The organism is Streptomyces sp. NPDC003327, assembly GCF_053589515.1.
This window is the reverse complement of sequence record NZ_JBSFSA010000029.1, coordinates 32,133-46,284: the sequence shown is the minus strand read 5'-3', so window position 1 is coordinate 46,284 and position 14,152 is coordinate 32,133. Positions and strand designations below refer to the sequence as shown.

The window sequence follows — 14,152 nt, the reverse complement described above, 5'->3', positions numbered from 1 at the left end:
ATCGTGCTGGTCGACGCCTATGCCGGAGTCCGCTCGCTCGTTCTCGAATTCCTTGAGCAAGGGTGCTCCCTCGTCCGTGTGCAGAGCACGCCCGACATTCCGCCCGTCTACCGTTCCGCCCCCCACGTGCCCGAGGACTTCGTCGCCGACCTCGTCCACGAGGGCGATCTCGACGCCACCGCACGGGCCGTCGCGGCCTACGCGCCGATCGCGGTGATGTCCGGCGGCGAGATAGGCGTCGAACTCGCCGACCTGCTCGCCGAGCGCCTCGGACTGCCCGGGAACGGCACCGGCCTCAGCGCCGCCCGCCGCGACAAGCACCTCATGATCGAGACCGTCCGCGCCGCGGGCCTGCGCGCCGCCCGCCAGCTGTGGGCCACCGACGCCGACGAACTCGCCGCCTGGCACCGCGACCTCGGCGGCCGCGTCGTCGTGAAGCCGCCGCGCAGCGCCGGCAGCCAGGGCGTCTCCTTCTGCGACACCCCCGAGGAGTCGGTCGCCGCCTTCCGCGCCCTCGCCGACGCCGAGGACGTCTTCTCCCAGCCCAACCGCGGGGCCGTCGCCCAGGAGTACCTCTCCGGCACCGAGTACATGGTCAACACCGTCAGCCGCGACGGCCGCCACCACGTCTGCGACGTCTGGCGCACCGGCCGGGTCAGCCGGAACGGGATCGTCGACCTGTGCGACGCCCTCTCCCTCATCGACTCCGGCAGCCGGGTCGTCGAGCCGCTCACCGCCTACGCCTTCGGCGTCCTCGACGCCCTCGGCATCCAGCACGGCCCCGCCCACCTGGAGATCCGCATGACCCCGACCGGGCCCTGCCTGGTCGAGGTCGGCGCCCGGATCGCGGGCGGCGGCATCCCCGCCGCCGCGGGCCTCGGCATCGGCGAGTCGCAACTGGAGTGGACCGTGGACGCGATCCTGCGCCCGGAGCGCTTCCACGCGCGGGCGGGCACCCCGTACGAGGTGCGCAGGTACGCCGCCATCTACGGCATGGTCTCGCCGGTCGAGGGCGTGCTCGCCGGCTACCGAGGCATCGAGGAGATCGAGCGCCTGGAGGGCTTCCACGCCCTGGCGACCCTGGTCCGGCCGGGCGAGGAGATCCGGCGGACCGTCGACGACCTCACCTTCCCGGTCATCGTGACGCTGCTGCACGACCTCGACGAGGTCGTGCAGCGCGACCTCAACACCATCCGGCACCTCGACGGTGCCGCGTTCTACGCGCTCGACGGGGCCGCGACCGGCTCCTGAGGAGCGTTCGACCGCCGCCCCGCCGCAGTCGAACGTCACACGAGGGCGGCGGCCGGCTCCATCCGCGTCCAGGCCGGCCGCGGCACCTTGTAGACGAAGCTGACGGCGGTGCGCGGCTCCGACGCCGTCGTGTTGGGTGCCGAACGGTGCAGCACCATCCCGTCGAACATGACCGCCGACCCCGGTTCGAGCGGCATCGCGACCGGGTCGGCCGTGCGCGGCAGGTGCTCGTCCGCCACGTGCGGCTCGACCGCGCCCTCCAGCGGCGGCTCGCCCGGCAGCCGCTCCCGGTCCCCGGTGTGCGGGAAGAGGCCGAGCACGTGCGAGCCGGGGATGAACTCCAGGCAGCCGTTGCGCGGGGTCGCGGCCTCCAGGGCCACCCAGATCGTCACGATGCCCTGGTCGTCCGCGCGGAAGCCGGGCGGCGCGAAGGCCATGTCCTGGTGCCAGGGCTTCGCCGAGCCCACCACCGGCGGCTTCGCCCACAGGAACGAGTTGACCAGCGTGCCCGTCGTGCCGGACGCCCGCCGGACCGGGCCCTCCGCCAGGCCGAGTTCCCGCTGCACGGCCTCGAACTCCGGCTCGTGCACATGGATGCGGTCGGCCGACCTGAGGACGCCCGGCAGCGCCCCGGCCCCCTGCTGCCAGGCCGCCCAGCCGCCGATGCCCGGCGCCTCCAGGACGAAGTCCCCGGACGAGGCGGTACGGTCGCGGGCCAGCTCCTCCAGGCGGCCCACGGCGCGCCGCAGCCGCGCCAGGTCGTCGCCGACGGCCAGGCCGGGAAGCCGCACGAATCCGTTCTCCCGTATCTCTCGGGAATGGGCGTGGATGTCCACCATTCTTTCCTCCCTTTCTCCGGTTCGGATCGTCGCGAACCTACCCGGACGTATCGGGCGGCGTTCATGTTCAACCGCTTCCTTTTCGGTCCGTTGCCGCCCGGTCCGGCCGCTGCGTAAGCTCCTTGGCCATGAGGTCGACCGACCCCATGAATTCCCGAGAAGAAGGAGTGACCCATGAACGACCGTGACTTCATCGAGACCCGTGACGCGCAGCAGGAGACCAGCAAGTGGTAATTCGCTGACCCCAGCGAATCACACACGCATGACGCGTTCCGCGCCGCCCGTATGGAATTCGATTCCGTACGGGCGGCACGTCGTCCGAGAGAGGTTGACATGGTAGGCAATCGCGTTTCACAAGTCATCGACATTCCCGCCGACATGCTGGTGATCGACGACTCCACCGACGACCGCTACTGGGCGTCGGTCGAGCGCGTCGTCGCACTGGCCGAGGAGAAGGGCCGCACCGCCGACGGCATCCCGCTCCTCGCGAGCATCGCCGTCTCCCACCCCGAGTGGCCGGTCCGCGCCGGCGCCGTCCGCCTCCTCGCCGCCCACCACGCCGGCGACGAGGCCGCCGACACCGCCGTGGCCGCCGCGACCCACGACACCGTCGACTGGGTCGCGTTCACCGCGCTCAAGGTCATCACCGAGCACCGCATCGCCGCCGCCGTCCCGGACCTCATCCGCATCTCCGGCTGGCCCAGCAACTTCACCCGCTCCGACTGGGCCCGCAAGCCCGTCGGCTGCGGCGCCGCCCTCACCAAGCGCGCCCTCATCGCCGTCTTCGGCACCCGCGACCCCGCCGAGCTGCGCCGCCTGGAGGACGAGTACTTCTCCGAGATGCGCGCCCGCGTCGCCGCCGCCCGCAAGCGCCCCCGCCGCCACCAGGACGTCGTCCTCGTCCCCGCCGGACCGGCGATCATCGGCGCCGACGAGCAGCCCGACGCCTTCCGCATGGCGACGGACGACACCACGCTGCGCGCCGTCGACGTGCCCGCGTTCCTCATCGACCGGACCACCGTCACCAACGCCCGCTACCGCGAGTTCCTCGAAGAGGTCGGCGAGTCCGGCGAGTTCGACCACCCCGACCAGCCGCTGGAGCGCTCGCACCGCCCCGCGCACTGGCACGACCCGCGCTTCAACGCCCCGGAGATGCCCGTCGTCGGCATCGACTGGTACGACGCGTACGCCTTCGCCGCCTGGGCCGGCGGCAAGCTGCCCAGCGAGGTCCAGTGGGAGAAGGCCGCCCGCGGCGTCGACGGCCGCCGCTTCCCGTGGGGCGACGAGTGGGACCCCGAGCGGGTCAACTACGTCGAGCGCTCCTTCGGCCAGGCGGTCGCCGACCTCGACTCCCTCGAAGCGCTCCTCGTCACCATCGAGCAGGGCGAGAACCCGGCCCACCCGGTGCTCGCCGCCGACGCGCTGCCCGAGGGCGCGAGCCCGTACGGCGTCCTCCAGATGTCCGGCAACGTCTGGGAGCTGACCCGCACCAACTTCTACACCGGTGAGGACATGGACCCCTTCTTCAAGGGGCGCCACCCGCTGGACTTCATGAACCGCAAGGAGGCGTTCCACGTGCTGCGCGGCGGCACGTTCACCTCCCCGCCGGCCTGCCTCACCACCTTCTACCGGGGCAAGGACCTCATCACCGACCGGCACATGGAGGTCGGCTTCCGCTGCGTGTACGAGGCGGGGAAGTAATGCGCCTCACCTCCCTCGGCCACGCGGCCGTCCTCGTCGAGACGGGACAGGAGCGGATCCTCTTCGACCCGTGGCTGACCCAGCGCCTCGACCGCTTCTGGGAGCACCACCCGCCCCTGGAGGACGACCTGGTCCGCCGGGTCCTCGACGAGGGCGTCGACTACGTGGTCCTCAGCCACCACCACTTCGACCACCACCACTACCCCTCGCTCGGCCTGCTCGCGGACGGCGCCGACGTCGACTTCGACGACAGCCCGCGCCAGAGCACCGGCGTCACCTGCGTCTACCCGGCCGGCCCGGTGCCGCCGACGCTGACCGCCTCCGGCCTGGGCCACCAGGCGATCTCCTGGACGCTGCGCCGCTTCGGCTTCGAGCGCCTGCACCCGGTGACCCCCGGCGACACCGTCACCCTGGGCGGGGCTACCCTGCGGACCTTCCCGTCCGCCGTCTCCTTCCCCGAGATGAGCGTGCTCGTGGAGACCGCCGACGCGGCCGTCATGGTCTGTGGCGACGCGCTCCTGCACGACGCGACCGTGGAGGCCTTCGCCCGCGACGACGCGCCGAGGCTCGACGTCGTGCTCGTGCCCACGCACAGCATCTCGCCGCCCGGCGTCCTCACCGAGCGCCGCCCGCTGACGGACCCGGAGGGCGTGCGCGCCCGCGCCGTCGCCAACTTCGACCGGTACGTCGACTCCCTGCCCGCCGCCCTGACCGTGCCGTCCTCCTTCGGCTGGCGCGTCAGCGGCGACACGGACCGCGACTACGACTGGTGCAACCGCACCATGTTCCCCTTCACCCCGGCCGAGGCCCTCGCGCGCCTCACCGAGCGGGGCCGCGCCGGACTCCTCTGGGGCCCCGGCCAGGTCCTGGAGGTCGCCGACGGCCGCGCCGGGCTCGTCGAGGGGCCCGTCGCCCCCGACGCGTACGACTTCGACGAGGTGTACGCGGCGGTGCGGCTCGACCCCGATGCCGAGGTCCCGCCGTTCGACGCCTCCCTCGACAAGGTCGGCAAGCAGACCCGCCGCGCCGACGAGATGCTCCGCGAACTCCTCGACCTGCTCGTCGCCACCGACTACTGGTACCGGGCGCTCGACGACGGCGCCGGCCGCCACGTCGTCTCGCTGTACGAGGACGACGGCCGCGAGACCTCCTACCTCCTCGACCCGGTCGCCGGCCGCGTCGTCGAGCTGGGCCCCGGCCCGGCCCGCGACCACGTCACCGGCGCCGAGGGGTGGACCGAGACCGCCGCGAGCACCCTGGAGGCCATGCTCGCCGCCGACCTCCTCTTCGGCAGCTCCTTCGGCCTGTGGGCCAGCGACGGGGTCCTGCTGTCGGCCGTCTTCCACCACCCCTCGTACTACACCCGCCACGTCGAGCGGGAACTCCGGGAGGCGAGCCGCGCATGAGCGACACCCCCACCACCGTCGTGTTCACGCACGAGAGCGACGCCCTGCGCGACAACCCGCTGGGCGACCCGCACGTCCGCCGCGTCGAGGTGCACCTGCCGCCCGGGTACGACGGCGTCCGCCCGTTCCCGGTCGTCTACTGGCTGCCCGGCTTCGGCGCCCACCCCAGCCTCTCCGGCCGGGCCCTCGCCTTCGGCACCTCCGTCGCCGACGGGCTGCGCGCGGCCATGACGGACGGCCGGGTGCCGCCCGCCCTGCTCGTCGTGCCCGACGGCACCACCGCGTACGGCGGCTCCCAGTACATCGACTCCGCCTCCTCCGGCCGCTACGCCGCCCACCTCGCCGAGGTCGTCGCCGAGGTCGACCGGCGGTTCGCCACCCGGCCCGAGCCCCACTGGCGGGCCGTCGGCGGCAAGTCCAGCGGCGGCTACGGCGCGCTGGTCGCCGGCATGACCTCCGACCTCTTCGGCTCGGTGGTCGCCTGCTCGCCCGACGCCGGGTTCGAGCACAGCTACCTGCCGCTCCTCCCGCGCACCCTCGACACCATCCGGGCCGCCGGCGGCATGGACGCCCTCCTCGCCCGCCGCGCCACCGGCCCGATCGACGTGCCGTTCATGGTCGCCATGAGCATCGTCGCCATGGGCATGTGCTACGCCGAGGACCCCTGGACCAGCCCCTCCGACGCGCTGCCCTGCGACCCGGAGACCGGTGTGTTCCGCGACGAGGTGTGGCGGCGCTGGCTCGCCCACGACCCCGTCCGGATGCTGGCCGACCACGCCGACGCCCTCGGCCGCCTCGACCACCTCCACCTCAGCGTCGGCGAGCGCGACGAGTACGGCATGCACTGGGGCGCCCGCGCCCTGCACGCCGCCCTCGACGCCCACGGCGTGCCCCACCACTACCGGGAGCACGAGGGCGGCCACCACGGCATCGAGCACGTCTTCACCGACGCCCTCGCCGGACTGAAGGCCGTCTGGACGGAAAGGACGGTCGGCACGTGTGCGGTATAGCGGGCTTCGTCAGCCTGGACGGCCGGCGCGACGCGGCCTGGCTCGACGCCCTGGGCCGCACCATGACCCGGGCCATGGCCCACCGCGGCGAGGGCTCCTGCGCCCCGTACGTCTCCGAGTGCGGCACCGTCATGCTCTGCGCCACCCGCCTCGCGATCCGCGACCGCTCCCACGCGGGCGACCAGCCCATGACCGACCCCACCGGCCGGATCGTCCTCGTCCACAACGGCGAGGTGTACGGCTCGCGCGCGCCCGCCCCGCCGCTCTGGCCCCGCCGCACCACCTGCGACACCGAGTTCGTCCTCCAGCAGGTCTGCCGCGAGGACGAGCCCGGCCCGGCGCTGCGGCCCCTCGACGGCATGTTCGCGCTCGCCTGGCACGACACGACCACCGGCCGGGTCGTCCTCGCCCGCGACCACTTCGGCGTCAAGCCGCTCTTCTACGCCCACGTCGACGGCGGCCTGATCTTCGCCTCCGAACAGGGCGTCCTGCTCCGCACCGGCCTGCTCAAGGCGGAGGTGGAGCCCGAGGAGTTCGTGCTGCGCTCCTGGATCCGGATGGACGCCGCCGACGACCACACGTGGCTGCGCGGCGTCAGGTCGCTCCAGCCCGCCGAGTACATGATCATCGACCGGCCGCAGCTGCGGACCCACCGCTACTGGAAGCCGGTCTCCGTCGACGAGCCGATCGAGGCCGAGGAGATCAGGGCCGCCTTCGACCGGGCGGTCGAGCAGCGGTCCGTCTCCGACGTGCCCCGGGCCGCGGTCCTCAGCGGCGGCGTCGACAGCACCGCGATCGTCGCGGGCCTCACCGCCCGGGGCACCCCGCTCGACGGCTACGTCCTGCGCTACCAGGACGGCATCGGCGGCTCCGGCGACGACGTCGCGTACGCCACCGAGGCCGCCGAACGCCTCGGCGTCCCGCTGACCGTCTGCGACCTCGACCAGCAGACCGCCGCCGGACTCGTCCCCGTCCTGCCCACCCGGCTGATGCGGCCGCTGCTGCACGGCGCCGAACTCGCCATGCACCACCTGTACGGCACCATCGCCGCCGACGGGAACGTGGTCGTCTACTCCGGACACGGCGCCGACGAGCTCTGGGGCTACCAGGACGGCCGCTACTTCCCCGTCGTCGACCCCCTCGCCCCCACCTACATCCACGGCCGGCACTACCTCACGCACCGGCTGCACGCCGACGAACGGCCCGTCTGGGCCCAGCTCGTCAGCTGGATGGCCCACGAGCTCGGCGTCGACATGACCGAGGTCACCGACCGCGTCTGGGCCCGCACCATGGACGAGTACCGGACCCTCAAGACGGCGTCCCCGCTCAAGCGCGGCCGGCACCACCTCATGCGGCGCTTCCTCGTGTACGTCAACGACATGGTCGACGTCACCTCCGCGACCTTCACCCTGGAGGACCGGCCCGTCTTCCAGGACGTCACCCTCACCGAGCTGGCCTTCCGCTGCCCCGAGCACCTGAAGGACACCAACAGGCCCGGCACCCACAAGGGCCTGCTGAAGGCCGCCCTCGGCGACCTGCTGCCCGAGTCCGTGCGGCTGCGCCGCAAGCAGGGCTTCCCCAGCCCCGCCGACCCCGGCTACGTCCGCCGGCTGACCGAACTCGCCGACGGCATGGGCACCCCCTTCGGGCTGCCGCCCGTCCCGGCCGGACTCCGCGCCGAACTCGGCGTCGGCGAATGGATGTTCCTGGCCTCCACCTCCGCCTGGCTCGACCACCTCGCGGAGTTCAGAACCGAACCGAGGAGTCATGGTGAGCAGTTCCGTCCCGCGCTGGCGCCCGCAGGTCCTGGCGAACGCGTCCGACCTTGACCCGGTCCCCCCGGTCATCGAGGAGGAGCGGGCCCAGGAGTGGTGCAACTTCGTGCTGTGGCGGCCCACCGCCCTGCCCGAGGGCTGCGGCACCAGCGTCGGCACCCTCCGCCGGGAGGCGCCCCCCGGCCGCGTCGAGGCCGAGGGCCGCACGCCCTGGAGCGACGCCAACCCCGCCGGGTACCGCACCGAGATCTCCGGCGGCGGCCGCCGCCTGCGCCTCAAGCAGTTCCTGTACGACTGGGCCTTCCCGGCCGCCGACCACCCCTGCCTGTGGGGCGGCGAGACCCACCCGTACGAGATCGGCGAGGGCCGGGTCGCCTGGCTCGGCACCGACTACATGGGGCACCGGGCCGGCAGCGCCCGCCTCGCCGGCACCACCGTCGAACTGTCGGTCCTGGAGGGCGAGTTCTCCGACGAGGAGCTCGTCGCCCTGTTCGCCGCGCTGCGCCCGGCCGTGCCCGACGCCGTGCCGCGGATCCTCGCCACGCCGTTCTCCGAGCTGAGCTACTGGGCCGGACACCCCGCCGACATGGTCTCGGTGCCCACCGGCCCGTACCACTTCCACCGCCGCGACAAGCAGCACGAGGGCGACTGGATCCCCACCGAGCGGCTCACCGCCTTCCTCACCGAGCAGGGCGTGCCCCTCGCCGTCGGCGACTTCCACGCCGACAGCGCCGCCACCTTCGGCAACGGCGCCGACGTCCGCGAACTCGACGTCGTCTACACCACGCCGACCGGCGACGAACTGCGCCTCACCGCCCAGCGCACCGGCGGCGGCCGCCTGGAGTTCCCCCCGCGGCGGGACAAGCACCCCGCCACCGAGGAACTCCACACCCTCCCCGGCGACCGCCCCCTCCACCTCGCCCACCTCAGCGCCGCCTACGGCGCCTGCGACGCCTGGTGGCAGCACCCCGACGGCTACGACCTCCGGCTCCTCGGCAGCGCGGGCACGGCCCTCGGCCGCGACGCCTTCCTCGCCCTGGTCACCGCGCTCGACGCCGGGCTGCGCCTCGCCGGCCGCGCGGAGGTGCTGGGATGACCGCCGTCGTGGACGCGGCCCCCGACGCGCGCGCCGTCCTCGACCCCGCCACCGGACGGGAGGTCGCGCGCGTCGCCGACACCGGCGCGGACGGCGTCGAGGCCGCCGTCCGGCGCGCCGAGGCCGCGTTCCACGGCGGCTGGGAGGACACCGCACCGGGCGAGCGCGGCACCCTGCTGCACGGGCTCGCCGCCCTGATCCGCGACGACCGGGCGGAACTCGCCGCCCTGGAGCGGCGCACCGCCGGCAAGCCCACCGCGCGCGCCCTCGGCGAGGTCGACTTCGCCGCCCGGGTCGTCGACTGGTTCGCCGCCGCCGCCCGCTACCCGGTGGGGGAGACCCATCCGGCCGGGCCCGGCATGCGCACCTACACCGACCGGGTGCCCGTCGGCGTCGTCGCCGCCGTCGCCCCCAACAACTACCCGCTGCTCCTGGCCGTCTGGAAGATCGCCGCGGCCCTCGCGTACGGCAACACGGTCGTCGTGAAGCCCGCGCCCGAGACGCCGCTGTCCCTGCGCCGCCTCGTCGACCGCGCCGCCGACGGGCTCCTGCCCGACGGCGTCCTCACCGCGGTGTACGGCGGCGCCGGCACCGGGCGGCTGCTCTGCGACCACCCCGCCGTCGGCATGGTCTCCTTCACCGGCTCCACGGCAGCGGGCCGCGACGTCGCCCGCCGCTGTGCCGACGGCCTCAAGCCGGTCTCCCTGGAGCTCGGCGGCAAGAGCCCCGTCGTCGTCTTCCGCGACGCCGACCTCGACGCCGCCGCCCGCGCCGTCGTCACCGCCTTCACCGGCAACACCGGCCAGATGTGCGTCGCCGGCACCCGGCTGGTCGTCGACCGGGCCGTGCACGCCGAGTTCGTCGCACGCGTCGCCGCCCTCGCCGCCGACCTCCGCGTCGGCCGCCCCGAGGATCCGGCCACCGACCTCGGCCCGCTGATCAGCCGCGCCGCCGTCGACCGCACCGCCGCGATCGTGGCCGAGGCCGGCGAGCGGGGCGCGCGCGTGATCCTGCCGCCCGGCGCCGACTCCGTACGCCACGACCTCGACGGCGGGTTCTACGTCCACCCCGTCGTCCTCGACGCCGCGCCCGCCGACACCCGGGCCTGGCGCGAGGAGGTCTTCGCGCCCGTCCTGTCCGTCGCCGCCTTCGACACCGAGGCCGAGGCCCTCGCGCTCGCCCACGACACCGCGTACGGCCTGTCCGCCTCCGTCTGGACCGCCGACGCCGGCCGGGTCGAGCGCTTCGGCCGCGCCCTGCGCGCCGGCATGGTGTGGATCAACACCTGGGGCGAGACCGAGGAGACCGTCAGCGTCTCCGGCCTCGGCCGGTCCGGCTACGGCCGCGAGCTCGGCATCCACGCCGTGGAGGCCTACACCAGGCCCCGCGCCGTCTGGGTCGCCCACCGGCCGGGACGGTAGCCCGATGGACGGCACCGACGATCCCCGGCTCGACTTCCGCAGCGACACCCGCACCTTCCCCGACGCCCGCATGCGCGCGGCGGCCGCGGCGGCGGAGGTCGGGGACGACGTGTACGGCGACGACCCCACCGTCGCCGCGCTCGAAGCCCGCGCCGCCGAACTGCTCGGCACCGAGGCGGCGTTGTTCCTGCCGACCGGCACCATGGCCAACCTCCTCGCCCCCCTCGCGGCGCACCCCGGCACCGGCACCGGCACCGGCACCGGCACCGGCACCGAGACCCCGTGGCTCGTCGTCGGCGCCGACAGCCACATGGGGTTCCTCGAAGCCGACGGGCTGCGGCGGTTCGGCGGCCTGGAGACCCTGACGATCGGGCAGGACGCCGAAGGGGTCCTCGACCTCGACGCCCTGGAGGTGCTCCTCGCCGCCGCGGCCGGCCGCCCCACCGTGGTCTCCCTGGAGAACACGAGCATGATGCGCTCCGGCAACGCCCTGGACGCGGCGGCCACCCGGACCGTCGCCGACCTCGCCCACCGGTACGGCGCCCACTTCCACCTCGACGGCGCCCGACTCGCCAACGCGGCCGTCGCCCTCGGCGTCCCGCCCGCCGCGCTCGCCGCGCCCGCCGACAGCGTCGCCTTCTCCGTCTCCAAGGGCCTCGGCGCCCCCCTCGGCGCCCTGCTCGGCGGCACCGCCGCCTACGTGGCGCGCGCCCGTGACCTGCGCGGCCGGCTCGGCGGCTCCCTGCACCAGGCCGGCGTCGTCGCGGCCCCCGCGCTCGTCGCCCTCGGGCGGCTGCCGGAACTGGCCGCCGACCACGCGACGGCCGCGGCGCTCGCCGACGGACTGCGGTCCGTGCCCGGCGTGGAGGTGCCGCGCCCGCCGCACCCCACGAACATGGTGATGGCGCGGGTCCCCGGGCTCGCCCCGGGCGCCTGCGCGGCGGGTCTCGCCGTCCACGGCGTGCGCGTCCTGCCGCTCCCGAACGGACACGTGCGCTTCGTGACGCACCGGGCACACGACATGATCAGTGTGCGCGAGGCCGTGGCGGCGCTGGCGGCCGTGGCGGCCGCCGTCCCCCCGTCCCGGCCCGGGACCGACGGAGAACTCCCCGGCCGGGGAGGCTCCCTGACAGCGATGGAGGAAACATGACCGACGCGGCGGCACCCAGGACGCGCGAGCAGCGGCTGAAGGACACCCGCGCCCGCCTGGAGAACGACATCGACCTGTGGGTCTCGACCTCCGGCGCCGACGGCGCCGGGGTCCACCTGATCCCGCTCTCGTTCCTCTGGGACGGCTCCACGATCCTCGTGTCGACGCCCCGGTCCTCGATCACCGGCCGCAACCTGCTCGCCGACGGCCGGGTGCGGGTCGGCCTTGGCCCGACGCGTGACGTGGTCATCGTCGACGGCGTCGCGGAGCCGGTCGACACCGAGGAGCTCGGCCGGGAGACGGGCGACGCCTTCGCGGCGAAGACCGGCTTCGACCCGCGCGAACTGAAGGAGCCCTACCAGTACTTCCGCATCCGGCCGCAGCGCGTGCAGGCCTGGCGCGAGGCCAACGAGCTGGCCGGCCGCGGCCTCATGCGGGACGGCGTCTGGCTCGGCTGAGCCGCCGCCGCCCTTCCCGTACGGCCCAGGACTCCGTCGCCCCCACCGGGGAGGCGGAGTCCAGCCGTTCTCGACCGGCCGTGCAGAGCGCCTTGGCAGGCTGCGCGGGCAAGGCATCCGTCATTTCTGGAAGGGCGAACATGGAAGCAATCGAGGTTCCGGTCCTGATCGTCGGCGGCGGCGGATGCGGTCTGTCCGCCTCCGTCTTCCTCTCCGACCAGGGCGTCGATCATCTGCTGGTGGAACGGCACCCGGAGACGTCGAGGATTCCGAAGGCTCACTACCTCAACCAGCGCACGATGGAGATCTTCCGTCAGCACGGAGTCGCCGACGACGTGTTCGCCGAGGCCGCTCCGCTGGAGCTGTTCGGCAAGGTCCGCTGGATGACCACGCTCGCGGGCGACGGGCCCATGGACCGGCGCCTCATCCACGAGATGGACGCCTTCGGCGGCGGCGAGCTGACGGAGACGTACGCGGCGGTCGGCCCCGTCCTGCCCGCCAAGCTGCCGCAGATGTGGCTGGAGCCGATCCTCAAGCGCCACGCCGAGGAGCGGAACCCGGGCCGCGTCCTCTTCGGCCACGAGATCACCACCTTCTCCGACGAGGGCGACCACGTCCTCGCCGAGATGCGGAACGTCGAGACGGGCGAGACCACCACGGTCAGGGCCCAGTACCTCATCGGCGCCGACGGCGGGAAGTTCGTCGGCCCGAAGGTCGGCATCCGCATGGAGGGCCCGCCCGGACTGGTCAACACCACGACCGCGTACTTCTCCGCGGACCTGTCCGAGTGGTGGGAGGAGGGCACCCTCATCACCCACTTCCTCAGCCCGGAGGACCCCGACCTCTCCAGCAACCTCATCGAGATGGGCCCGAGCTGGGGCAAGAAGTGCGAGCAGTGGGGCCTGCACTTCGCCCCCGGCCCGCCCGGACGCTGGAACGCCGAGACCGTCGTCCCCCGCATCCGCGAGCTGCTGCGCATCCCGGACCTGGAGATCACCGTCCACAAGGTCACCGACTGGATCGTGGACGCCATCCTCGCCGACCGCTACCGCGTCGGCCGGGTCATCATCGCGGGCGACGCCGCCCACAAGCAGCCGCCGGCCGTCGGCCTCGGCCTCAACACCGGCATCCAGGACGCCCACAACCTCGCCTGGAAGCTGGCCGCCGTCCTCAGCGGCCAGGCGCCCGAGAGCCTCATCGACACCTACGAGGCCGAGCGCCGCCCCATCGGCCGCCAGAACGTCGACTGGGCCGTCTCCGCCGCCCAGCACCACCAGACGGTCATCGACGCCATCGGCGCCGGCCACAACATCCCGGCGGGCCGCCGCGGGCAGCGCCTGGAGGCCTACTTCGACCCGTCGCCGCTCGGCGACACCGTGCGGGCGCGCGCCCTGGAGATCTTCCACACCCACCGGGGCGGCTGCCAGTCGCTCGACATGGAGGTGGGCTTCGCGTACGAGCAGGGCGTCGTCGTCCCCGACGGCACCGAGCCGCCGGTCCGCGTCCCGATGCGGAACGAGCACACGCCGACGTCCCGCCCCGGACACCGGCTGCCGCACGCCTGGGTCACCCGGGACGGCGAGCGCCTGTCCACCCTCGACCTCACCGGCACCGGCGGCTTCACGCTGTTCACCGGCGCCGAGGGCGAGCCGTGGGCGGAGGCGGCCGCGCGGGTCGCGGAGAAGTTCTCCGTGCCGCTCACCACGGTCGTCATCGGCGAGGGCGGCGCGTACGCCGACGTCGACGGCGGCTGGGCGGCCGTCCGCGGCACCGGCGAGGCGGGCGCACTCCTGGTCCGCCCGGACCAGCACGTGGCCTGGCGCCGCACGGAGGGCGCCGAGGACCCGGAGCAGGTCCTCGCCGAGGTGTTCGCGGCCCTCCTGGACCGCTGACGCCCGCGCGCAACCGACGACGGCCGTACCCCTCGGGGTACGGCCGTCGTCGTTGCCGTCGGTGTCGGTGTCGGTGTCGGTGTCGTCGTTGCCGTTGTCATTGCCGTCGTCGGGGTCTCCCGTCCGTCTCCGGACATGAGGAAGCCCGGAACG

11 protein-coding genes are annotated in these 14,152 nt (G+C 74.0%); 10 read left to right on the top strand and 1 reads right to left on the bottom strand.

Annotation, left to right across the window (positions count from 1 at the left end):
• Positions 1 to 3 precede the first annotated feature (3 nt).
• Entirely contained in the window at positions 4 to 1,251 is a 1,248-nt protein-coding gene (locus ACWDVG_RS21410; RefSeq protein WP_451700910.1) for an ATP-grasp domain-containing protein, read from the top strand.
• Between the two features lie 35 nt (positions 1,252 to 1,286).
• On the opposite strand, the gene ACWDVG_RS21405 is transcribed toward ACWDVG_RS21410, so the two are convergent.
• Entirely contained in the window at positions 1,287 to 2,090 is an 804-nt protein-coding gene (locus tag ACWDVG_RS21405; protein ID WP_451700909.1) for a phytanoyl-CoA dioxygenase family protein, read from the bottom strand.
• A gap of 333 nt (positions 2,091 to 2,423) precedes the next feature.
• Between ACWDVG_RS21405 and ACWDVG_RS21400 the strand changes: the two genes are divergently transcribed.
• The 9 genes from ACWDVG_RS21400 (at position 2,424) to ACWDVG_RS21360 (ending at position 13,999) form a co-directional block, all read left to right on the top strand.
• Positions 2,424 to 3,791, top strand: coding sequence for a formylglycine-generating enzyme family protein (locus ACWDVG_RS21400; protein ID WP_451700908.1), 1,368 nt, complete (start codon positions 2,424 to 2,426; stop codon positions 3,789 to 3,791).
• A complete protein-coding gene (locus tag ACWDVG_RS21395) occupies positions 3,791 to 5,197 on the top strand; it encodes an MBL fold metallo-hydrolase (RefSeq protein ID WP_451700907.1) in 1,407 nt (468 codons plus the stop codon). The genes ACWDVG_RS21400 and ACWDVG_RS21395 overlap by 1 nt, the downstream gene beginning before the upstream one ends.
• A complete protein-coding gene (locus tag ACWDVG_RS21390) occupies positions 5,194 to 6,207 on the top strand; it encodes an alpha/beta hydrolase-fold protein (protein ID WP_451700906.1) in 1,014 nt (337 codons plus the stop codon). The genes ACWDVG_RS21395 and ACWDVG_RS21390 overlap by 4 nt, the downstream gene beginning before the upstream one ends.
• Positions 6,195 to 8,036: an asparagine synthetase B family protein gene (locus ACWDVG_RS21385; protein WP_451700905.1), complete on the top strand. Its 1,842-nt coding sequence runs from the start codon at positions 6,195 to 6,197 to the stop codon at positions 8,034 to 8,036. Before ACWDVG_RS21390 ends, ACWDVG_RS21385 begins: the two co-directional genes overlap by 13 nt.
• The gene (locus ACWDVG_RS21380; protein ID WP_451700904.1) at positions 7,975 to 9,078 is read left to right on the top strand and encodes a hypothetical protein; all 1,104 of its coding nucleotides are present in this window, start codon (positions 7,975 to 7,977) and stop codon (positions 9,076 to 9,078) included. The genes ACWDVG_RS21385 and ACWDVG_RS21380 overlap by 62 nt, the downstream gene beginning before the upstream one ends.
• The gene (locus tag ACWDVG_RS21375) at positions 9,075 to 10,499 is read left to right on the top strand and encodes an aldehyde dehydrogenase family protein (RefSeq protein WP_451700903.1); all 1,425 of its coding nucleotides are present in this window, start codon (positions 9,075 to 9,077) and stop codon (positions 10,497 to 10,499) included. The genes ACWDVG_RS21380 and ACWDVG_RS21375 overlap by 4 nt, the downstream gene beginning before the upstream one ends.
• 4 nt (positions 10,500 to 10,503) lie before the next feature.
• The gene (locus ACWDVG_RS21370; RefSeq protein ID WP_451700902.1) at positions 10,504 to 11,649 is read left to right on the top strand and encodes a threonine aldolase family protein; all 1,146 of its coding nucleotides are present in this window, start codon (positions 10,504 to 10,506) and stop codon (positions 11,647 to 11,649) included.
• A complete protein-coding gene (locus ACWDVG_RS21365; protein ID WP_451700900.1) occupies positions 11,646 to 12,107 on the top strand; it encodes a pyridoxamine 5'-phosphate oxidase family protein in 462 nt (153 codons plus the stop codon). The genes ACWDVG_RS21370 and ACWDVG_RS21365 overlap by 4 nt, the downstream gene beginning before the upstream one ends.
• 140 nt (positions 12,108 to 12,247) lie before the next feature.
• Positions 12,248 to 13,999, top strand: a complete 1,752-nt coding sequence (locus ACWDVG_RS21360) for an FAD-dependent monooxygenase (protein WP_451700899.1) — start codon at positions 12,248 to 12,250, stop codon at positions 13,997 to 13,999.
• Positions 14,000 to 14,152: the final 153 nt, after the last annotated feature.

Excerpts from the sequence above, each read along its gene's own strand:
- ACWDVG_RS21405 (WP_451700909.1), bottom strand. The coding sequence starts at position 2,090 with ATGGTGGACATCCACGCCCATTCCCGAGAGATACGGGAGAACGGATTC.
- ACWDVG_RS21400 (WP_451700908.1), top strand. The coding sequence starts at position 2,424 with ATGGTAGGCAATCGCGTTTCACAAGTCATCGACATTCCCGCCGACATG.
- ACWDVG_RS21395 (WP_451700907.1), top strand. The coding sequence starts at position 3,791 with ATGCGCCTCACCTCCCTCGGCCACGCGGCCGTCCTCGTCGAGACGGGA.
- ACWDVG_RS21390 (WP_451700906.1), top strand. The coding sequence starts at position 5,194 with ATGAGCGACACCCCCACCACCGTCGTGTTCACGCACGAGAGCGACGCC.
- ACWDVG_RS21380 (WP_451700904.1), top strand. The coding sequence starts at position 7,975 with ATGGTGAGCAGTTCCGTCCCGCGCTGGCGCCCGCAGGTCCTGGCGAAC.
- ACWDVG_RS21375 (WP_451700903.1), top strand. The coding sequence starts at position 9,075 with ATGACCGCCGTCGTGGACGCGGCCCCCGACGCGCGCGCCGTCCTCGAC.
- ACWDVG_RS21370 (WP_451700902.1), top strand. The coding sequence starts at position 10,504 with ATGGACGGCACCGACGATCCCCGGCTCGACTTCCGCAGCGACACCCGC.
- ACWDVG_RS21365 (WP_451700900.1), top strand. The coding sequence starts at position 11,646 with ATGACCGACGCGGCGGCACCCAGGACGCGCGAGCAGCGGCTGAAGGAC.
- ACWDVG_RS21360 (WP_451700899.1), top strand. The coding sequence starts at position 12,248 with ATGGAAGCAATCGAGGTTCCGGTCCTGATCGTCGGCGGCGGCGGATGC.